Source organism: Microbulbifer sp. CNSA002, assembly GCF_047324085.1.
GTDB lineage: Bacteria > Pseudomonadota > Gammaproteobacteria > Pseudomonadales > Cellvibrionaceae > Microbulbifer.
The window spans coordinates 1,973,853-1,991,397 of sequence record NZ_CP172449.1; the positions used below are offsets into that span (position 1 = coordinate 1,973,853).

A 17,545-nucleotide genomic window follows, 5' to 3' on the forward strand; every position below is an offset into this window, starting at 1 on the left:
TTGTAGCCTAATTTTTCCTAGGCTCCAATTCCAGTTCACTGATAATTGAGATGTATTGCTGGTAGACAGCTTACATCCAGATGGGTATCTCAATACATCTAACATGTTTTTAATGGTAAGAAGTTTGATTAATCGGCTTTGATAGGGTCAGTTGTACTTAGCCCAATGGTTTCAGACTTGCCAGGCTTGCCAGATTGGCATTATTGGGTAATTTAAGTGATCTGGCGCCTAATAAGGTTTCTAAATGTAAAAATTAGAGATCGTGCCATGTTTTAGGAGCATATTTATCCTTATTATCTAGTAGGATAATAGGTATTTTTCTACAGTTATCTTTTCAGATATGAAGCACCGATAAAAGCGCCACAATGGATGATCTCTGGATTCCAACTGATCTAGCTTTTCAGAAGCAAGGCGCTAACTTAACTTTCAACTAAAAGAGGGTTGCCGATGTCTATTGAACGATTGAGAACTCCTGAGGAGCGCTTTTCCCTACTACCGGGTTTTCCGTATACTCCTAACTATATTGATAGCCTGGAAGGCTATGATTCTATGCGTATGGCATATATCGATGAGGGGGAGCAGGATGCGGATACTACCTTTCTTTGCCTCCATGGGGAGCCCAGTTGGGGTTACTTATATCGAAAAATGATCCCAGTTTTTGTTGAGGCAGGACACCGGGTAATTGCTCCAGATTTGTTTGGGTTTGGTCGCTCAGATAAGCCCGTCAATGAAGATGTGTACACTTTTAACTTCCATCGTAACAGCCTGATGCGTTTGATTGAGCATTTGGACCTTAAGAATATTACGCTGGTTTGTCAGGATTGGGGTGGACTTCTGGGATTGACACTTCCAATGGATATGCCGGATAGATTTACCCGATTACTGGTAATGAATACGGCTATCGCAGCAGGGGATGGTGCATCTGAGGGGTTCTACCACTGGCGGAATTTCTCTGTCAATGTGCCTGAAATCCCTGTGGGAGGGCTCATTGCCAATGATGCTCAATCTGAGGTCAATTTATTCGATATAGTAGCCTATGATGCGCCTTTTCCAGACAACCGCTATAAGGCTGGCGTTCGTCGATTCCCGTCAATTGTACCGGTTGATCCAGGTATGGAGGGAGCAGAGCTAGGGGTAAGGGCTCGAGAATTCTGGTCTAGGAGCTGGGGTGGTGAGAGCTTTATGGCGATTGGAATGAGGGACTTTGTACTTGGTGAGAAAGTGATGGAGTTGCTGAGGGGAACCATCAAAAACTGCCCCGAGCCTCTCAAATTAGCGGAGGCGGGCCACTTTGTGCAGGAATATGGTAAAGAAATTGCTGAAAAGGCTCTCAGCCACTTTAAGCTTTCCTCAACAGTAACTGAAAATTAAGAGCGTACTAGTGCCGGGATAAGTTATATTCCGGCATTCTTTTCTCAGGTAGTCCAAGGCATTCAGACTGCTCTAACATTTCATAACTAATTTATAATCGGTGGCTCTGTTTATAGAATCTGTAGTCTTTATTAGAGAGTTTAAAGTGAAGTTTAAAGACAGTCGTGGAATTATTCTAACTATTTTGGCAATGGTCTGTTTGGCCGGTATGGATGCAACAGGTAAGCTACTCGTTCAGAATTATTCTATCGTTCAAATAATGGCGATTCGCTTCGCGATATTTTTCTTAATCGTTATAAGTTTGGCGAGACTCAAAGGGAGCTTGGAGTTAGTGCGAAGTAAAATATTTGGCACTCAATTAGCCCGCTCTATTGTTCTCGCCCTTGAGGTGTCAGTATTTGTTTTTGCTTTTAGTATGATGTCTTTGGCTGATGTGCATGCTATAGCTGCGACAGCCCCATTATTCGCAATATTAATGGCTGGATGGTTTTTAGGGGAGAGGATAGATAAAAGGAGCTGGGTAAGTGTTGCGGCTGGATTTATAGGTGCCCTTATTATCATTAGGCCTGGAATGGGAATGATGGGTTGGCAAACCTTGATCCCCATCTTGGGAGCTATCCTATGGGCCGCATATCAAGTGCTTTCACGCCGTGTTTCACACTTTGATAGTGCCGATACAACCGTTTTCTATACCGCGACCATGGGTCTTATTATTTTTGGAAGCTTAGCACCATTTTATTGGGTAGAGCCGACAGTATCAGGGTGGCAATTGTTGATTTTAAATGGGCTCTTAGGTGCAATGGGCCACTATTTACTGATTAAGGCATTGGCACTTACTCCAGCTTCTATTTTGCAGCCCTTTAGTTACGCTTTACTATTTTGGGCTATTGTTATTGGCTTTGTAATCTTCGGAGATCTGCCTGATGGAATTACATTATTTGGCGCCTTCGTAATATTGGCTGCGGGATTTTATGCCTCAGACCTAGGCCGCGCATTGATTGGTGTTTCACAGATTAAGGCCAAAAAGGGGAAGGATGATGCTGAATCAGAGTCAAAGTTAATGAGTTAAAAAACCAATTTGATAAAGGGCGCTCTAATGATGGTAGTTGAGCCCCATTAATATATCGGTGGCGAAATTGTTTAACGCCACCTTGAATTCAGTTAGTGATTAGGTATCTGTTCTTAGAATATTTAAAAACTCATACGTCACGATGCTCAAGGAAGCCGCCATCTACCCAATTGATTATCAAGTCAACATACTCTTGTCCAGCATCTTCCGATGAGAAGTGAGATGCGTTGTCAAATATAACTAGCTTGCTATTGGGGATATGCTTGGATAAGGCAGTCGCATTATCCACTAAAACAAATGGATCTCTCTTGCCCCAAGTGATCAATGTCGGAACTTTAATACCATTTAGTTTTCTCTCAATCCACGGAAGCTCTTTCGAATAGCTTCCAAAGAAACTGATGGCGCACTTGTGACTATCACTATTAAAGGCTATGTCATAGTACTCTTGGATAGCTCGTTTGCTGGGTTTGTAGTTGTGATAGCCGTCTTTGACGGCAGTCAGGAAGTTGGTTTTCATTACTGACTTCTTGTTTAAGCCTTTTGCTATCCAGCGAACCATTCGGGATCTGACAACGGCCATAAGAATAGGAGAGAGTTTTGGAGGGAAGGTGCCTGGGCCGTCAAAGATATTGAGACTCAAGAATCGTTGAGGGTGGTTAATAACGGCTGCTAAAGCAATAGGCACACCCACATCCGGCCCTACTAGGTGGGCCTGATTGATGCCAAAATGGTTCATTATTTGAACAAGGGCTTCGCTCAGGCTGCTTGGAGACATATCTCCTTCCTCTGCTTTTGATAAGCCAAATCCTGGGATATCAAAGGCTAACACATCAAACTTTTCACTAAATGCTTCAATAGATGACTCCCACATACGAATACTTTGGGGTAGACCATTCAGCAGTAAGAGGCTGGGAGCCTGAGGTTTTTCCTTGCGTAGAAAGCGAATGTTAAATTTCCCTACAGAGACAAACTGCGGTGTAAATATATCGTCAGCGGTTGAGGGTCTATTGGAGGCGTATTGGGTGAGGGCCTTGTCTAAGATAGCTTGGGTCATAACAGGGTATATATCTATATGGGTCTATAGGTGATTTCGGGTTAAGTTACTTATTTATACTAGGTTACTCACTTGAGAGTTGGTTGCCAATAAGGCACTATTAAGTGGTTAAGTTACTTTTTGATAACCTATGGAGTGGAAGGGTGGGGACGCAGAATAAAAATAGTGAGAGGCGCGTGTTTGTGAATGATGATGAATGTCCCGTTCGCAATGTGGTAGCTCAAATTGGTGACAAGTGGTCCATCCTGATATTGTTTGCCCTTGTTGATGGTCCAGATCGCTTCAACTCCCTGAAGTCGCGCATTGAAGGGATTTCACAGCGAATGTTGACGCAAACCCTACGTGACTTAGAGCGCGATGGTTTTGTACTCCGTACTGTCTTTGCGCAGGTTCCAGTTAAAGTGGAGTATGAATTAACTGACCTGGGAAGGGGGTTATCTGCAGCTGTGTGGAAGTTAGTCTCTTGGGCAGATGAACATCATCCCGAGATTCGTAAAGCGCGCCTAAGATATGATGAGGATAATCAATCGTAGATTAAGGATTCTACCTTCTATTGTCCCCATTTAGGGCTTCTCTCAAAAATTATCAGCCTGCTTTGTAGTAAATCATGATCTGTACTTGCAATTTAGTTCAATAGGGCGTTTTGTGGCTGGAGCATTGCTGTAAATATATAGTTAGAATGATTGGCGATTTTAGTTTTCTTGAACTCAAGGTATAACGGAATAGGGCTTACAAGTAGATTTAAATTTCTTACCCTTAATAATTAAATATAATTGATAAATATAAGTGACTAGAAGGTGAGTTATGGATTTTTTTGAAATTAACCGACACTCCTGGGACAGCCGCACCCGTATTCATGTGAAGTCTGAATTTTATAATGTTGATGGATTTCTAAGCGGAAAATCTACTTTAAATGAAGTTGAGCTTTCAGATATAGGTAATGTGTCTGGAAAAAGTTTACTTCACTTACAGTGTCACTTTGGCTTGGATACCTTATCTTGGGCTCGATTGGGGGCGAAGGTGACGGGAGTTGATATTTCTTCTGTAGCCATTACTGAAGCACAGGCTCTTTCTGACCGTTCAGGTTTACATGGAGAGTTTATCTGCAACGATATCTACAGTTTTGGAGAGTCAAATAATAAAGAATTTGATATCGTCTTTACTTCCTACGGTGCACTCTGTTGGTTGCCGGATATCGAGCGGTGGGCATCAGTTGTTGCTCAATGCTTAAAGCCGGGGGGGACTTTCTACATCGCGGAATTTCATCCATTTTATGATATTTTCTCTGGTTACACATACTTTCATCGAGCCGATCCAGATATTGAAGAGCAGGGTACCTATACAGAGAATGAACGGGGTGACAAGTCTACCTTAGCCACCTGGTCACATCCGATTAGCGATGTTGTGAGTGCGTTATTAAAATATGGTATTCAAATCACTCAACTAAAAGAATACCCGTATAGCCCTTACAACTGTTTTGATGGCATGGAGGAGCGTGAGAAGGGGAAATACTACCTGTCTTTTAAAGGACATGAGATTCCGCTAATTTATACTATTAAAGGTGTCAAAGTTACTTGAGATAAAGAGCAATAAGAGTAATCAGGCTGGCGGTAGATTTGTGCAGATTTTTTTAAAGGGAGGGAGAAGGAGGGTAATGAGTACCGCCCCTTAAACTTCCCATGTAAAGGCCCACTGGCTTCATATCCAACACTGCTTTCTTGCGTTTTGTCTAATTGGCATAGATAGCCACTATTTACCATTCACAGATGTTTAGATTCCGTACTTAGTTGCCATTTCTTTAAGAGAAATTTCTTATAGCCCTTTTAGCAAGCTGGATCACACTCTGTTCAGGAGAAGGTCATTATTAACTGATTTTATAGAGGGTAGTAAGATGGCTATATGGCAATTACAAGGTTTATCTATCTTTGCAGGTGCTTTTTGCTTGCTAATATCCGGGCTTGCATCGGCGGTTGATTGTGGTGATACCATTAACACCCGAGAAGTTTTGGATGATGATTTGGTATGTACAGATAATATCGCGATAACCATTGTTGGCCCAACTGGTGGCCTGGATATGAATGGTCATACCATTACTTGTGACAATAATTCTGCAATAGGCATAGATGTTGTCGGTCTTGTGGGGTATTTGGAGGGCGCAGGTACTATATCATTCTGCCAGACAGGGGTTAGATTGGCTGGTGACGGATTTCATAATGTAACCAATATTTCTGCTAACAATAATGACTTTGTAGGGTTGGCGGTATCGAGCGACTTTAATCTAATTACTAATTCAAGTGCTAATGGTAATGGTAATACTGGTATATTAGTTACGGGGCTAAGAAATACTTTGATCTCAAATATTATCGAAAGTAACTTACTAGATGGGATTCAGTTGGATGGTGATGCCCCAAATTTAACCCAAAATTATATATATGATAATAATCGATATGGAATTTATATTGCTGATTCCAGCTTCGGGAACTATAGCCAGAACACCTCTGAGATGAATGGTTCAGTGGGTATCTATATGGAAGCGGATAATCAGTTTTTTAATTATATTCTCAACAATACATCTGAGAGTAACACGGATTTTGACTTGGAAGAACTAAATGCAAATGCGTGTAGTAACACCAATGTTTGGCTTGGAAATACTTTTACTACTGCTAACCCCAGCTGCTTAAATTAGAGCTGCCTGCAAGGCTCATCCTAAAGTAATCTGGGTGAGCCTGTGTTCAATTCGTATCCGCTCAACCATTTTGCTTGTTGTTCTATAAGGATTAAATTTCACTGATGCATTATGTGGTAATGTAATATCAGACATATTTATAACTCTGATTACAAGGTGCTGATTAATCCATGAAGCCTGATAACTTAATTAATCACCCTGAAGGCGGGAAGTTTCTTCAGGTGTTTAAGTCGAACTCAATAGTAACAAGAGAGGATGGGCAGAGGCGAAGCGCATTGACGCATATTTACTTCTCCCTACAGAAAGGTGAAGTGTCGAAATTTCACCGGGTCGAATCTGATGAAATTTGGAACTTATATCAGGGGGACGGCTTGTTTCTCTATATTTGGACTGAGGGGGATAGCTGTTTGCAAAAGATTGAAATTTCTGCAGAGAATAATACATTTTGCTGTGTTGTTCCTGCTGGCGCTTGGCAGGCTGCAGAGCCAATTTCAGGCCCTGTGCTTGTGGGTTGTTCGGTGGGGCCTGGGTTCGAATTTTGTGACTTTAAATTGATTGATGTTGGAGATCCAATAACAGATTGTATCTGCAAGATAGATCCCTCCCTGATAAGATTTATTGAACAATAGGATTTTATCGATCTGCCACTAGATTATCTAATAGTATCGAGTGGCAATGTTATTTTAGCTTGGAGTTGTTTTCTGCTGATGTCTAGGGCATGAAAACAACCTTCTTGTCTAAATTCTGGTTTCAAAATATAGCTGGCACTTATGATGAAAGTTGTGCTGTTTCATTGAGCCAAGTATTGCCGTGATAGCAATGTATTTAAGGTGCCTCTGAATAACTCCGTGATACCTCTGGCATGCAGAGCGGTTCACAATCAAGGCGCGGCTTCGCAGGAATGTCTAGACCTTTCAAGAAGTCGCAACGCGGAGTGTGAATCGCTCTGCAAGCCCCGAAGGGCGGGCCTTGAAGGCCACAGCTGCTGCGTTGCAGCTCTTGCAAAGGGCTACGGCCATTCGCGGCGAGCTGCGCCTAACATCTGCAGCCTTCAAGACCCGCAGAGGCATTACGGAGTTATTCAGAGGCTCCTTAATAGTTGTTGGTATTGCTGATTCCCTGGTAACTAAAGAATACCCCCCCCCCCGTTTTATCAAGCGAAGTAAGGCCCCTTAAGATGATAACTTTTTCGTTGAGAAGAATTTCTCATGGTTGATTCTCAAATCTAGACCAATATGGGTTAGGTCTACTTTATAAGTGGGCGTTTATAATTTCGGTTGAGGAGATTTTATGAAAGGTAGATACATCAAACGGCCTTCAGGTTTGACTCGTATGTTGTTTACAGGATGTGTATTGATTACATCCTACGGCGCAAAGGCTGATGTCTCCTGTGGTGATGTCATTACTACAGCTGAAGTTCTCACGGAGGATTTGTCTTGTTCATCAGCGTTTGACCTTGCACTGACGGTCGTCGGACCTGGTGGTTATCTTGATTTAAATGGATTTACTATTGAGTGTGATTTTGATGTTGATGGGATATTTCTAGATGGCACTGGAGCTGTTGTCACTGGGGGAGCTTTATCAAATGGCAAGGTGCAAGGTTGTGGGTTCGGTGTAGAGGCAATAGGAAGCGGGGCGCATACGGTGACAGGTATAGCCTTTGAGGGCAATGCCGTTTCAGTGGCTTTTGTGTCAGACAATAATACATTGTCTAACTCGGTAATCTCTGAAACTACGGAAATTGGAGTAGCTATAAACGGCAGTAATTCTACACTTATTGCAAATGAAGTATCTACATCTACCAGTGCTAGTGGAGCCTGGGGGGTAATTCTTCAAGTTGGTGCGGACAGCTCTTATATTTTGTCGAATATGGTATCTGGTTTTGATCAGTATGGAGTGATTGTTTGTAGTGACAGGAATGTTATCTCGAAAAATGTTGTAGAAGGCAATGGAGTGGAAATTACTAATACTGCAACTGGTGTTTATTTGCCGGGAGATACTTTTGTTTGCGATGACGGTCAAGAAGGTAATACCATCGTTAGTAATGAAGCGACTAACAATAATAATGCGGACCTTGGCGATAACAACTTCCCATGTGTGAACTCTTGGGTTGGAAATACGGCTGATGTTGTCGAGGGCGCTTGCTTTGAAAATTAGAGGTTGAATGTCTCTAATCGGTATGGCTGCTACTTTTTACATCTCCATAGCAACATGTAAGTTGTAGAAAGGTAGCAGCCTTTAGCTATTAATAATGGAATAGCAATTTGGTAGAAAGACTCTATGGGGCTAAATGCTTGCTCTATAAATAGGCTTTCACTCTTGTGCTTATCTCACTTTATTCGTTAACAGCCAAGTCTTTATTTTGGCGCATACCCGATTCTGCTAGTACTGATAGAAAGAAATCATTTGGCACAAATTGTTCCAGACTGTCCAACATATAGTCAGCATCTTTTAACGAATCTGGATTACCTATGCCTACAGCAGTCATACCATCTGCGGACTTAATTGCACTGACTCCAGCGGGGGCATCCTCAAAAGCAATACAAAACTCTGGATCAATTCCGAGCCCTTTGGCGGCGGCTAGGAATATATCTGGTGCAGGTTTAGGTGCAGATTTTTCTGGGTCTGCAATAACAGAAAAGCAACGGGATATTCCCAGGGCTTCCAGTACCGCCGGCGCGTTTTTACTCGCTGAGGCGAGGCCAACCGGAATATGCTGAGAATTTAACCATGCGAGCAGTTCACCGGCGCCCGGTAACAAGTCTGCGGGAGAGAGGCTGCGAATTAATTCCTGGTAGCGGCTGTTTTTTCTAGCAGCCAGTGCGATTTTTGCTTCTTCAGTGTAATTGCTGCTTTTTTCCCCGAGAATCACCTCAAGGGAAGCCATTCTTTCCAGGCCCTTTAAGCGCTCTTCAGTATCCGCTGTCCAGGGAAGGTTGAGCCCTTCAGCCAGCTGTTGCCATGCGATCAGGTGGAGACGTGCGGTGTCTGCAATAACGCCGTCGAGATCAAAAATTGCTGCACGATAGATCATCAGGATACCTCCTCCATCGGTGCTATTTGAATGGTTTCTGTTTGCCCTGGTGTCTCCAGGAATAGAATTTGCTTGCCGTGATGAAGACTGAGTGCTTCACCTTTCACCAAGGTGTACCTGGCGCTGTAAGAATCGACATCGACTGCGATCGTGCGGCCACGGAATTGCAACCGGAAACGATAGCCGTCCATTCCATTGGGCAGGTATGGATTGAAGTTGAGTTCATTGCCGTGCAGGCGCATTCCTGCAAATCCCTGGACCATACACATCCAGGTACCCCCCATGCAGGCAGTGTGTATGCCGTGCTGGGTATTGTTGTGGTGGTTATCCAGATCCATTCGCGCAACTTGCTGGAAGTAGTTCAGCGCTTTATCCGGATACCCAACTTCACTGGCAATAATGCTGTGAATACAAGCGGATAAAGTGGAATCGTGCGTGGTGAGCGGTTCATAGAAGTCGAAATCCCGACGCTTCTGCTCAATTGAAAATTCTGAACTTTCCAGTAACAGGCCAAGAATGACATCCGCCTGCTTACAAACTTGGTGTCGATAGATCACCAGGGGATGATAGTGAAGTAACAGCGGGAATTGATCGGCAGGCGTTTCGGCAATATTCCAGCGGGGTTTGTTTAGAAAACTATCGTCTTGAGAATGTATACCCTGCTTTTCATCGTAGGGCAGATACATGCTTTCTGCGGCCTTGGCCCAGTTATCAATTTCCTGTTTGCCGAGTTGAATACGCTGGGTTAACTCATCGCACGCTGCAGGATCGAATGATTTTAACCACTGTAATACTTCAACAGCATATTCAAGATGGGCCTTGGCCATCAGGTTTGTGTAGAAATTATTGTCAACCAGGGCGGTGTATTCGTCTGGTCCGGTAACCTCATTGATACAGAACTGGTTGTCGCGAAGTGCGTTGAAGTGGCCAATCTCCAACCACATACGAGCGCCTTCTATCACGACTTCTGCGCCCTTGTTGCGCAGAAAATCGACATCACCGGTAACCCGGCAGTAATGTCGTACGGCGTAGGCAATATCCGCATTGATATGGTATTGCGCAGTGCCTGCCGGGTAATAGGCTGAGCACTCCTCACCGCCGATGGTGCGCCAGGGAAACAGTGCTCCCTTTTGAATCGACATCTCCCTCGCTCTTTTTCGTGCGGCATCGAGGATTGAGTAGCGGTATTCCAGTAGGCCGCGCGCTAATTCGGGTTGGGTGTAGAGGAAAAACGGTAGTACATAGATTTCTGTATCCCAGAAATAGTGGCCGTCATAGCCGTCACCGGAAAGTCCTTTGGCTGCAATATTGGTATTGCCATCCCGACCTAGGGATTGGAACAAGTGGTACTGGTTGAAACGTATTCCCTGCTGCAGGGCATCATTTCCACTGACCTGAATATCGGACTCAAGCCAGAAATTGTCCATTTGTATACGCTGGGTTTCGATATGGTCCGCAAAACTTTTAGCCGCACAGCGCTCCAGGTAATAATGCAATTCGCCTGCTGATATCGGCTCAGCATTTTGCTGTGCAAAGTAAGCGACGTACTTGGTTAGGCGAATAGGGGTGTTGCGGCGGGCAGCAAAGCGATAGTCAACCGAGACGCAGTCTTCACTGCGGAGATTATTGGACGTGTAATCGCTGTCACTCTCACAAAGGTGCAGGGCTGCGCATCGTATAGAGAAGCCACTGCTCTTAACGGATAGAGGCAGGGCCAAATAACCATCTTCAGCTGTATTTTCCAGCCATTCGATATCTCCCCGGTCAATAGGGGAGGCTAGGCGTGGGTCCTCACTGCGTTCTGCTTGGGCAAGGTCACCATCAAGGCAGGATTGCAGGTGTACCTCTCCGTCAAAATTGATGGGTGTGAGTTCCAGTTGCTGAGCTAACAGGTTTTTCTCACTGAGGGAAACCAGGCGTTGCACTTTGAGTTCAATGGTTTTTCCTTTTGGGGAGCGCCAAGTGAGTTTTCTCTCGCTGATCCCCGCGGCCATGTCCAGGCGACGCTCGTAGTTGAGCAGCTCGCCTTGGGCGAGATTAAAGCGTTCTCCATCCAAGCTGATATAAATGGTCTTACCGTCGGGAACCGTCAACATCCTCTGGTTGTTGCGCGCGTAGCCATAAGCAGACTCACCATAGGTGATAGGTTCGCTGGCGTAGACTCCATTAAGGTAGCAACCATCTGTAAAGGGTTCTGGATCGAAACCCTCCTCAAAGGTACCGCGTAAGCCGATATAGCCATTACCGAGGGAGAATAGGGTGGCATTGAGGCTGTAATCTTCGGGCTGGAAGGTGTCCTCCACCAAGTCCCAGGGGTGGATCTTGTGTTTGATTTGTTGTTTTTGCTTCATACCACTTTCACTGGATTGGAGATTGGGTCCTAGGGCCGGGCCTACTGGGCCTTCGGCAACTGGCATTCAGTCTATCCGTAGTTGATGTCTTTTTGCAATCGATTGCAGAATTGAGATTAAGCCTGGCTGTTACTAGAAGATAGATCTGATTTTCATCTCCGAAAAGTCTGTAACCTACTGAAAAATAATGGTTATTTTCTTTTCCTGGGTCAATTGCCAGTTGTTTTGTGACTGATCGGCATAAGGCATTCCCAAATTTTTATTGGTTTTTATGCAAACGATTGCAAATTTTTGTCTGACTGATACATACTGGGTCCCTTCAGGCATTGGGGCGAAGTCGCCTTTCTCCACAAAGTCTGGGTAAAAAATGTACAATAACAGGTTGGTACGGCTGACTGCCTAAACCACAGAGCCAGATAGAATCCACTATGAAGAATCAGCGCATACTCTTATCTCTATTCGCTATCTACTTTGTCTTTGCCATTTTGTTGAACAGCGTAGGCACGGTGATCCTGCAGGTAATCAATACCTATGGGGTAAGTAAATCTGCTGCGAGTGTGCTGGAGGGGTTCAAGGATATCCCCATCGGGATAGTGTCTTTCCTGATTGCTTCCCAGCTTCCCCGGCTGGGGTTTAAGCGGGCGATGCTGACGGGATTGGCAATCGTCACCCTGGCTTGTACAGCTATGCCCCTGTTACCCGGGTTTTGGACGGCGAAGTTACTGTTCTTGTCCGTGGGTGTTGCGTTCGCATTGGTAAAGGTTGCCGCATACTCCACCGTGGGATTGTTAGCGCAGGGCCGCAGCGCACATGCGAGCCTTCTAAACACCCTGGAGGGGGTGTTTATGGTGGGAGTTCTCAGTGGCTACTGGCTGTTTAGCGCTTTTATTGATTCATCGAACCAAGGGTCGACTGCCTGGCTCAATGTGTATTGGGTGCTGGCGGTGGTCTGTGTGATTGCATTTGTATTGCTTTGGTGCACAGAGCTGGATGAATCCGGGGCGCGAATCGAAGAGGCTAGCCCGAAACAGGACTTTATCGCGATGATAAAGTTGATGGCCAAACCTCTGGTATACATCTACGTGATCTCCGTATTTTTCTATGTATTGATTGAGCAGGGGATAGGAAGTTGGTTGCCGACTTTTAATAATGAAATTCTTAAGCTGCCCGCTGCGATGAGTGTTCAGGCTGCAAGTATCTTTGCCGCAGGGCTGGCGTTGGGGCGACTTGGTGCCGGTGTGATGATGCGCAAAGTACACTGGTACCCGATGCTGAATGTCTGCTTAGTTGCGATGGGATTACTGGTGGTCGTTAGCTTGCCCCTGGCGAGTAATATTGTGGCGAATCCCGATGTAAACTGGCTTAGTGCCCCAGTGGCAGCTTTTGTTTTACCGCTGATTGGCTTGTTTATGGCACCTGTGTATCCAGCTATCAATTCTGTGATGCTCAGTTCATTGCCCACCCACCAGCACTCTGCAATGACAGGTTTACTGGTGATTTTTTCTGCGCTGGGCGGTACAACTGGCTCACTGATTACCGGGTCGGTTTTCGAGGCCTTTGATGGCCAGGTGGCTTTCTACTTATCCTTGGTACCCATCACAGTGATTCTGATTACCCTGTTCTTTTTCCGTCGCGCCGTAGAGCGGGGGGATGAGACGCTTGAGGCCTCAGCCCCCCTGGCTGGGTAGCAGGGTGGTTTTACAAACTTGGGCGACGGGCCTAAGATGGCATTTTTCCCGCGAACAAGGTGAAGTACGCCATGCCCAAGGGGTCCTCCTCTCCCGTTTCCATGTCCGATATTGCTCGGTTGGCGGGAGTTTCTGAATCTACTGTTTCGCGAGCGCTGAACGATAATCCATTGATTAACGAAAAGACTCGCGAACGTATTCAAAAAATCGCGAGCTCCATGAATTACAAAATCAATGAGAGCGCGCGAAACTTACGCCTGCAACGCAGCCATACAATTTCGGTTGTGATTAATACGGGGCGCAGTGGCGGCCAGACATTTTCTGATCCATTTATGATTGATATGATTGGTTCAATTGCTGATCGCCTCGCAGTGCATAAATACGATTTACTGTTTTCCAGCAGTATCGCCAGCCGCTCGGATTGGCATTCTTATCTGATGAGTTCCAGGCGGGCTGATGGCGTTATTGTGATTGGCCAGGGGGTGGACGATACCCCACTTCGTGATCTGCAGCAGCAGGGGGACCCTCTTGTTGTCTGGGGAGGGACCTCAAGGCAGGGGGCCGAATATTGCATCGTCAGTAGTGACAATCAAATGGGCGGGCGTCAGGCCACCGAGCACTTAATGAACTTGGGGCGGCGGCGAATTCTCTTTCTCGGCGACACAGCTCACCCGGAGGTTAATGGGCGCTTTGAAGGTTACTGTGCTGCGCTCAATGAAGCTGATCTGTCTGGCACTACCAGGCAGTTGACCGCCGGCTTCTCCAGTGAAAGTGGTTATCAATCCATTATCGACCTGGTTGCGCAGGAAGGGCTTAGTTTTGATGGCATTTTCGCCGCCAGTGACAGTATCGCTATGGGGGCGATAAAAGCGCTACAGGCCCGTGGCTATAAGGTGCCGGAAGATGTCGGCATAGTGGGTTTTGACGATATCCCAATCGCGCCGTTTTTTACCCCTCCTCTGACAACCGTTCGCCAGAACATCCACCGAGGTGGTGAATTGATGGTGGAGAAAATGATGGAACTTCTCTCTGGAAAATCGGCGATGTCAGATGTACTACCTACCGAGCTGGTAGTGCGGGGTTCTTGTGGTGCCAATCCGGATTACCAGCCTGTAGAGGAGTTCTTTCAAGACACTTCAGGTGAGCGTTAGTCGCAGGCCCTCGCCATTTTGTTTGCCAGCAGGGGCCATAGTTAGTGTCCCTGCCGTTTCCCGAGTTTGAGCCACACTTGTAAAACCGAACTCTGTGGCTGGACTCGAAACATGACAGATGAGAAAACTAAACTGACCAGAATTCAGGTACTGGGACTGTTTGCCCTAAGCTTGGCAATTTTTCTGATCGGAAATGACCTCACTGCGTTTTCCGTAGCAATTCCAGCCATCGAAAAAGACTTCAACTCCAATATCACTACCACCCAATGGATTATCAACGGCTATACACTGGCTTTTGGGGTGCTGCTGATCTCGGGCGGGCGTTTGGCGGATATGTTTGGCCGGCGCAAAATCTTTTTCCTCGGCATGGCCGCCTTTGCATTTTTCTCCCTCCTCGGCGGCATAGCTACCAATATTCCAATGCTGTTGGCGGCGCGGGGATTGATGGGGATCGGTAGTGCCCTTATGTGGCCGGCAATCCTCGGGCTGATCTACGGGATGTTACCGGAGGATCGCTCGGGCTTTGCCGGGGGCTTGGTGATGGGCATGTGTGCCGCTGCGAATGCAATTGGTCCGGTATTGGGGGGCATTCTTACAGACTTACTGAGCTGGCGCTGGATTTTCTTTATCAACTTGCCGGTGGCCGCATTGGCATTTTGGGTCTGCTGGAAGGTTATCCCGGATGACACACCGGAAAATGTCACTGAGCGTATTGATTACGGTGGTGTAATCACCCTGACCACATCGCTGTTTTGCCTTCTACTGGCGCTGGATTTAGTCGTGGATATCGGCTTTAAGAGCCCGGTGATTATTGTCTTGGCACTAGCCACCTTGCTGTTTATGGGGGCGTTTATCCTGGTTGAGCGCCATGTGGGCAGAGATGCGTTAATTCCCGTAGATGTAGCAACGAATCACGGTTTCTTTGCCGCAGGTATAGCTACCTTGTTGTTATCTGTGGTGTTCTTTGCAGCCCTTGTATACGTTCCCCAATACTTGAGTAAGGTCCATAATCACTCGGCGATGTACTCGGGAATGGGGCTACTTCCTATGATGGTCTCATTTGGTTTGGTGTCTTTTATTGCCGGTGGGCTCTACGAAACGCTCGGTGCAAAAACGATTGTCTCAGCGGGCACCATTGCCATGTGTATCGGTATGTTTATGCTTTCTCATTTACATAAGGAAACAACTTTTTTGCAAATGGTACCGGGACTGGTGGTTCTCGGGGCGGGTATTGGCCTGTTTTATTCTGCTATTACCACTGCCGCAATTACGGTTGTAGCGCCGGAGCGAGCGAGCTTGGCGGGAGCAATTCTCTATATGTTTCAGATTGGTGGGGGAGCAATAGGCTTGGGTATGAATACCACAATTGTGGCAATGGCTCCTGATATCTCTACGGGGATTGATCGCGCTTTTACGGTTAATGCCTATCTGGCGATGGTGGGGCTGGTAGTGTGCCTTTTGTTTGTTTCAGGGAAGCCAGCGGATAGGGCTCCCCTGTCTGAGAAATGATTTATTGCTCGCTTAAATTTCTATTGCCTAATTCTGCAAAATTTACGTTCGTGATGATGCCATCAGTATTGTAACTGAGAATCAATACTTTTTGATAAGAGACCGGTTGGAAAATAGCCTTATTGGTTTGGCTATACATATACACTTTGGCTTTCTCGGATTTATTGCTGATCAGTGGGTACTGATATTCGCCAGAGGGTTTGCCCAATAAATCCAGAGCTTCGAGAATACTGGTTTGGCCTTCGCTGATAAGTGGTACTTTTGACTCATCAAAATCGGTGGAATCTTCAGCGAGAGAGCTGACAAAATCCTGCCCAACCAATTTATCGTTATAAAAGTAGAAACCCTGGTTACGGGTACCGCTAATATTTTCGCTAACCGCCTTTTTGCCAGTAGTGGGGTAAGCATAAGCGAGTGTTAAAATTTGTTGGTTGTTTTTTACAAACATGCCTTTTTCATAAGGCTTACCGAGCTTCTCTTTAATGGATTGCTCAGTATCCACGCCTAACGCTACCTCTTTTTCTCCCAGGGGTTTTGTGCCAATGCCGGTACATCCGGATAGCACAAATAGGGAAAAAATAACCGTTACCAGTCCTTTCACTACAACCTCCTGCACTGTATCTTCCAGGTTCCCTGTGGCCTGAAATATTCGGCGCATCCTACAATTCGCATGTTTTAATTGCCAGTGATTTATAAAGGTGATCGATGACCCGAGATTACACTGCTGTAGCATGAATTGAGTGGGTATAGAGAAGTGCACGAATTTAGGCATATCGTGCGCTTTTAGAAAATACAGCGTAGTGAATGACAGCAGAAGAAGAACTCAGTTCCTGATACTGCCCCATCATTCCATTATTTTTTTAAATAAAATTGATAGGCATTTTTTACCAGGACATTTTCTGCTTGTGCTTCATCGAGGGTGTCGCGAATTAACAAAATATCTTCAGGTTTGAAGGGGCGCGGTGCCCTGGTAGAGGGAAGATCGGAGCCAAACATCAGGCAATTAGGGTTGGCCTGGTAGAGGTCGACAATTGCCGCTGCGGGGTCGAAATCCAGGCGGCCAAAGCCGCTCGCTTTTACCTTTACCCCTTTTTCTGCCAGTTTGAGCAAGATGGGAAAACCCTGCTTGGTGATTCCCATGTGATCAATGGAGGCGGCTGGTAACGCGATCAATTTATTATAGAGAGGGGTCAATGCAGAGGCTTCAACGTATAGTTCGACATGCCAGCCTGCCAAGTCAAAAACTCGCCGGGCAAGGGTATCGATAAAACCGATCTGTTCCGAGCCACCCCGTACCAAATTAAAGCGCAGGGCTCTGACTCCATGCTTGTGGAGTGACAAAATGGTGGTGTCGGGAGTATTGGCGGATAGCTGTGTAACCCCAACATAGCTTTTGCCCAGCTTTTCCAGGGCATCAATAAGGTAGGTTTGATCCAGCTTCTGGAATGAGCCGGAAACTACAGCGCCTCCCACTAGCTGGTAGTTTTGTAACTTGAGTTGATAGTCGTCCACGGTAAATGTTGGCGGCAAATAGCCGTGATTTGGGAATAGGGGGAACTTGGGATTTATGATGTGGAAGTGACTATCAAATAGTCTCTGTTTTTGCTGTTCCATAGTCAGGTGCACCGTGCT

At 45.8% G+C, this 17,545-nt stretch carries 16 protein-coding genes; 10 read left to right on the forward strand and 6 right to left on the reverse strand.

Annotated elements, in window-relative coordinates:
* Positions 1-447 precede the first annotated feature (447 nt).
* On the forward strand, positions 448-1,371 hold the full coding sequence (locus ACG1BZ_RS08855) for a haloalkane dehalogenase (RefSeq protein ID WP_413665283.1): 924 nt from the start codon (positions 448-450) through the stop codon (positions 1,369-1,371).
* A gap of 145 nt (positions 1,372-1,516) precedes the next feature.
* Complete coding sequence (locus ACG1BZ_RS08860) at positions 1,517-2,440, forward strand: DMT family transporter (protein WP_413665284.1); 924 nt, start codon at positions 1,517-1,519, stop codon at positions 2,438-2,440.
* Positions 2,441-2,570: 130 nt separating this feature from the next.
* On the opposite strand, the gene ACG1BZ_RS08865 is transcribed toward ACG1BZ_RS08860, so the two are convergent.
* Positions 2,571-3,494: an alpha/beta fold hydrolase gene (locus ACG1BZ_RS08865; RefSeq protein ID WP_413665285.1), complete on the reverse strand. Its 924-nt coding sequence runs from the start codon at positions 3,492-3,494 to the stop codon at positions 2,571-2,573.
* A 182-nt stretch (positions 3,495-3,676) separates the two neighbouring features.
* On the opposite strand from ACG1BZ_RS08865, the gene ACG1BZ_RS08870 reads away from it, so the two are divergent.
* The 5 genes from ACG1BZ_RS08870 (at position 3,677) to ACG1BZ_RS08890 (ending at position 8,337) form a co-directional block, all read left to right on the forward strand.
* Positions 3,677-4,027 carry a winged helix-turn-helix transcriptional regulator gene (locus tag ACG1BZ_RS08870; RefSeq protein ID WP_282933302.1) on the forward strand — a complete coding sequence of 117 codons (351 nt, stop codon included), beginning with the start codon at positions 3,677-3,679 and terminating at the stop codon, positions 4,025-4,027.
* 271 nt (positions 4,028-4,298) lie between these two features.
* Positions 4,299-5,072, forward strand: coding sequence for a class I SAM-dependent methyltransferase (locus tag ACG1BZ_RS08875; protein WP_413665286.1), 774 nt, complete (start codon positions 4,299-4,301; stop codon positions 5,070-5,072).
* Positions 5,073-5,385: 313 nt separating this feature from the next.
* Positions 5,386-6,180 carry a right-handed parallel beta-helix repeat-containing protein gene (locus tag ACG1BZ_RS08880; protein WP_413665287.1) on the forward strand — a complete coding sequence of 265 codons (795 nt, stop codon included), beginning with the start codon at positions 5,386-5,388 and terminating at the stop codon, positions 6,178-6,180.
* Between the two features lie 170 nt (positions 6,181-6,350).
* On the forward strand, positions 6,351-6,809 hold the full coding sequence (locus ACG1BZ_RS08885) for a cupin domain-containing protein (protein WP_413665288.1): 459 nt from the start codon (positions 6,351-6,353) through the stop codon (positions 6,807-6,809).
* A gap of 661 nt (positions 6,810-7,470) precedes the next feature.
* A complete protein-coding gene (locus ACG1BZ_RS08890) occupies positions 7,471-8,337 on the forward strand; it encodes a NosD domain-containing protein (protein ID WP_413665289.1) in 867 nt (288 codons plus the stop codon).
* A gap of 178 nt (positions 8,338-8,515) precedes the next feature.
* On the opposite strand, the gene pgmB is transcribed toward ACG1BZ_RS08890, so the two are convergent.
* From pgmB to ACG1BZ_RS08905, 3 genes are all read right to left on the reverse strand, one after another.
* Complete coding sequence (gene pgmB, locus ACG1BZ_RS08895) at positions 8,516-9,214, reverse strand: beta-phosphoglucomutase (protein ID WP_413665290.1); 699 nt, start codon at positions 9,212-9,214, stop codon at positions 8,516-8,518.
* Positions 9,214-11,631, reverse strand: a complete 2,418-nt coding sequence (locus ACG1BZ_RS08900) for a glycoside hydrolase family 65 protein (protein ID WP_413665291.1) — start codon at positions 11,629-11,631, stop codon at positions 9,214-9,216. Before ACG1BZ_RS08900 ends, pgmB begins: the two co-directional genes overlap by 1 nt.
* 108 nt (positions 11,632-11,739) lie before the next feature.
* The gene (locus ACG1BZ_RS08905; protein WP_413665292.1) at positions 11,740-11,892 is read right to left on the reverse strand and encodes a hypothetical protein; all 153 of its coding nucleotides are present in this window, start codon (positions 11,890-11,892) and stop codon (positions 11,740-11,742) included.
* Positions 11,893-11,993: 101 nt separating this feature from the next.
* Here ACG1BZ_RS08905 and ACG1BZ_RS08910 point away from each other — a divergent pair, with 101 nt between their 5' ends.
* The 3 genes from ACG1BZ_RS08910 (at position 11,994) to ACG1BZ_RS08920 (ending at position 15,913) form a co-directional block, all read left to right on the forward strand.
* The gene (locus ACG1BZ_RS08910) at positions 11,994-13,253 is read left to right on the forward strand and encodes an MFS transporter (protein WP_413665293.1); all 1,260 of its coding nucleotides are present in this window, start codon (positions 11,994-11,996) and stop codon (positions 13,251-13,253) included.
* A gap of 71 nt (positions 13,254-13,324) precedes the next feature.
* Entirely contained in the window at positions 13,325-14,404 is a 1,080-nt protein-coding gene (locus ACG1BZ_RS08915; protein ID WP_413665294.1) for a LacI family DNA-binding transcriptional regulator, read from the forward strand.
* A gap of 111 nt (positions 14,405-14,515) precedes the next feature.
* Positions 14,516-15,913: an MFS transporter gene (locus tag ACG1BZ_RS08920; RefSeq protein ID WP_413665295.1), complete on the forward strand. Its 1,398-nt coding sequence runs from the start codon at positions 14,516-14,518 to the stop codon at positions 15,911-15,913.
* Between the two features lies 1 nt (position 15,914).
* On the opposite strand, the gene ACG1BZ_RS08925 is transcribed toward ACG1BZ_RS08920, so the two are convergent.
* Complete coding sequence (locus ACG1BZ_RS08925) at positions 15,915-16,571, reverse strand: hypothetical protein (protein ID WP_413665296.1); 657 nt, start codon at positions 16,569-16,571, stop codon at positions 15,915-15,917.
* A gap of 194 nt (positions 16,572-16,765) precedes the next feature.
* Positions 16,766-17,527 (reverse strand): amidohydrolase family protein, encoded by a 762-nt coding sequence (locus ACG1BZ_RS08930; RefSeq protein WP_413665297.1) that lies wholly within the window; start codon positions 17,525-17,527, stop codon positions 16,766-16,768.
* Positions 17,528-17,545 lie beyond the last annotated feature (18 nt).

Bases quoted from the DNA above. Each gene is read 5' to 3' on its own strand.
- ACG1BZ_RS08920 (WP_413665295.1), top strand. From the start codon at position 14,516: ATGACAGATGAGAAAACTAAACTGACCAGAATTCAGGTACTGGGACTG.
- ACG1BZ_RS08925 (WP_413665296.1), bottom strand. From the start codon at position 16,571: ATGCGCCGAATATTTCAGGCCACAGGGAACCTGGAAGATACAGTGCAG.
- ACG1BZ_RS08900 (WP_413665291.1), bottom strand. From the start codon at position 11,631: ATGCCAGTTGCCGAAGGCCCAGTAGGCCCGGCCCTAGGACCCAATCTC.
- ACG1BZ_RS08915 (WP_413665294.1), top strand. From the start codon at position 13,325: ATGCCCAAGGGGTCCTCCTCTCCCGTTTCCATGTCCGATATTGCTCGG.
- ACG1BZ_RS08880 (WP_413665287.1), top strand. From the start codon at position 5,386: ATGGCTATATGGCAATTACAAGGTTTATCTATCTTTGCAGGTGCTTTT.
- ACG1BZ_RS08875 (WP_413665286.1), top strand. From the start codon at position 4,299: ATGGATTTTTTTGAAATTAACCGACACTCCTGGGACAGCCGCACCCGT.
- pgmB (WP_413665290.1), bottom strand. From the start codon at position 9,214: ATGATCTATCGTGCAGCAATTTTTGATCTCGACGGCGTTATTGCAGAC.
- ACG1BZ_RS08890 (WP_413665289.1), top strand. From the start codon at position 7,471: ATGAAAGGTAGATACATCAAACGGCCTTCAGGTTTGACTCGTATGTTG.
- ACG1BZ_RS08855 (WP_413665283.1), top strand. From the start codon at position 448: ATGTCTATTGAACGATTGAGAACTCCTGAGGAGCGCTTTTCCCTACTA.
- ACG1BZ_RS08930 (WP_413665297.1), bottom strand. From the start codon at position 17,527: ATGGAACAGCAAAAACAGAGACTATTTGATAGTCACTTCCACATCATA.
- ACG1BZ_RS08910 (WP_413665293.1), top strand. From the start codon at position 11,994: ATGAAGAATCAGCGCATACTCTTATCTCTATTCGCTATCTACTTTGTC.
- ACG1BZ_RS08905 (WP_413665292.1), bottom strand. From the start codon at position 11,892: ATGCCTGAAGGGACCCAGTATGTATCAGTCAGACAAAAATTTGCAATC.
- ACG1BZ_RS08865 (WP_413665285.1), bottom strand. From the start codon at position 3,494: ATGACCCAAGCTATCTTAGACAAGGCCCTCACCCAATACGCCTCCAAT.
- ACG1BZ_RS08885 (WP_413665288.1), top strand. From the start codon at position 6,351: ATGAAGCCTGATAACTTAATTAATCACCCTGAAGGCGGGAAGTTTCTT.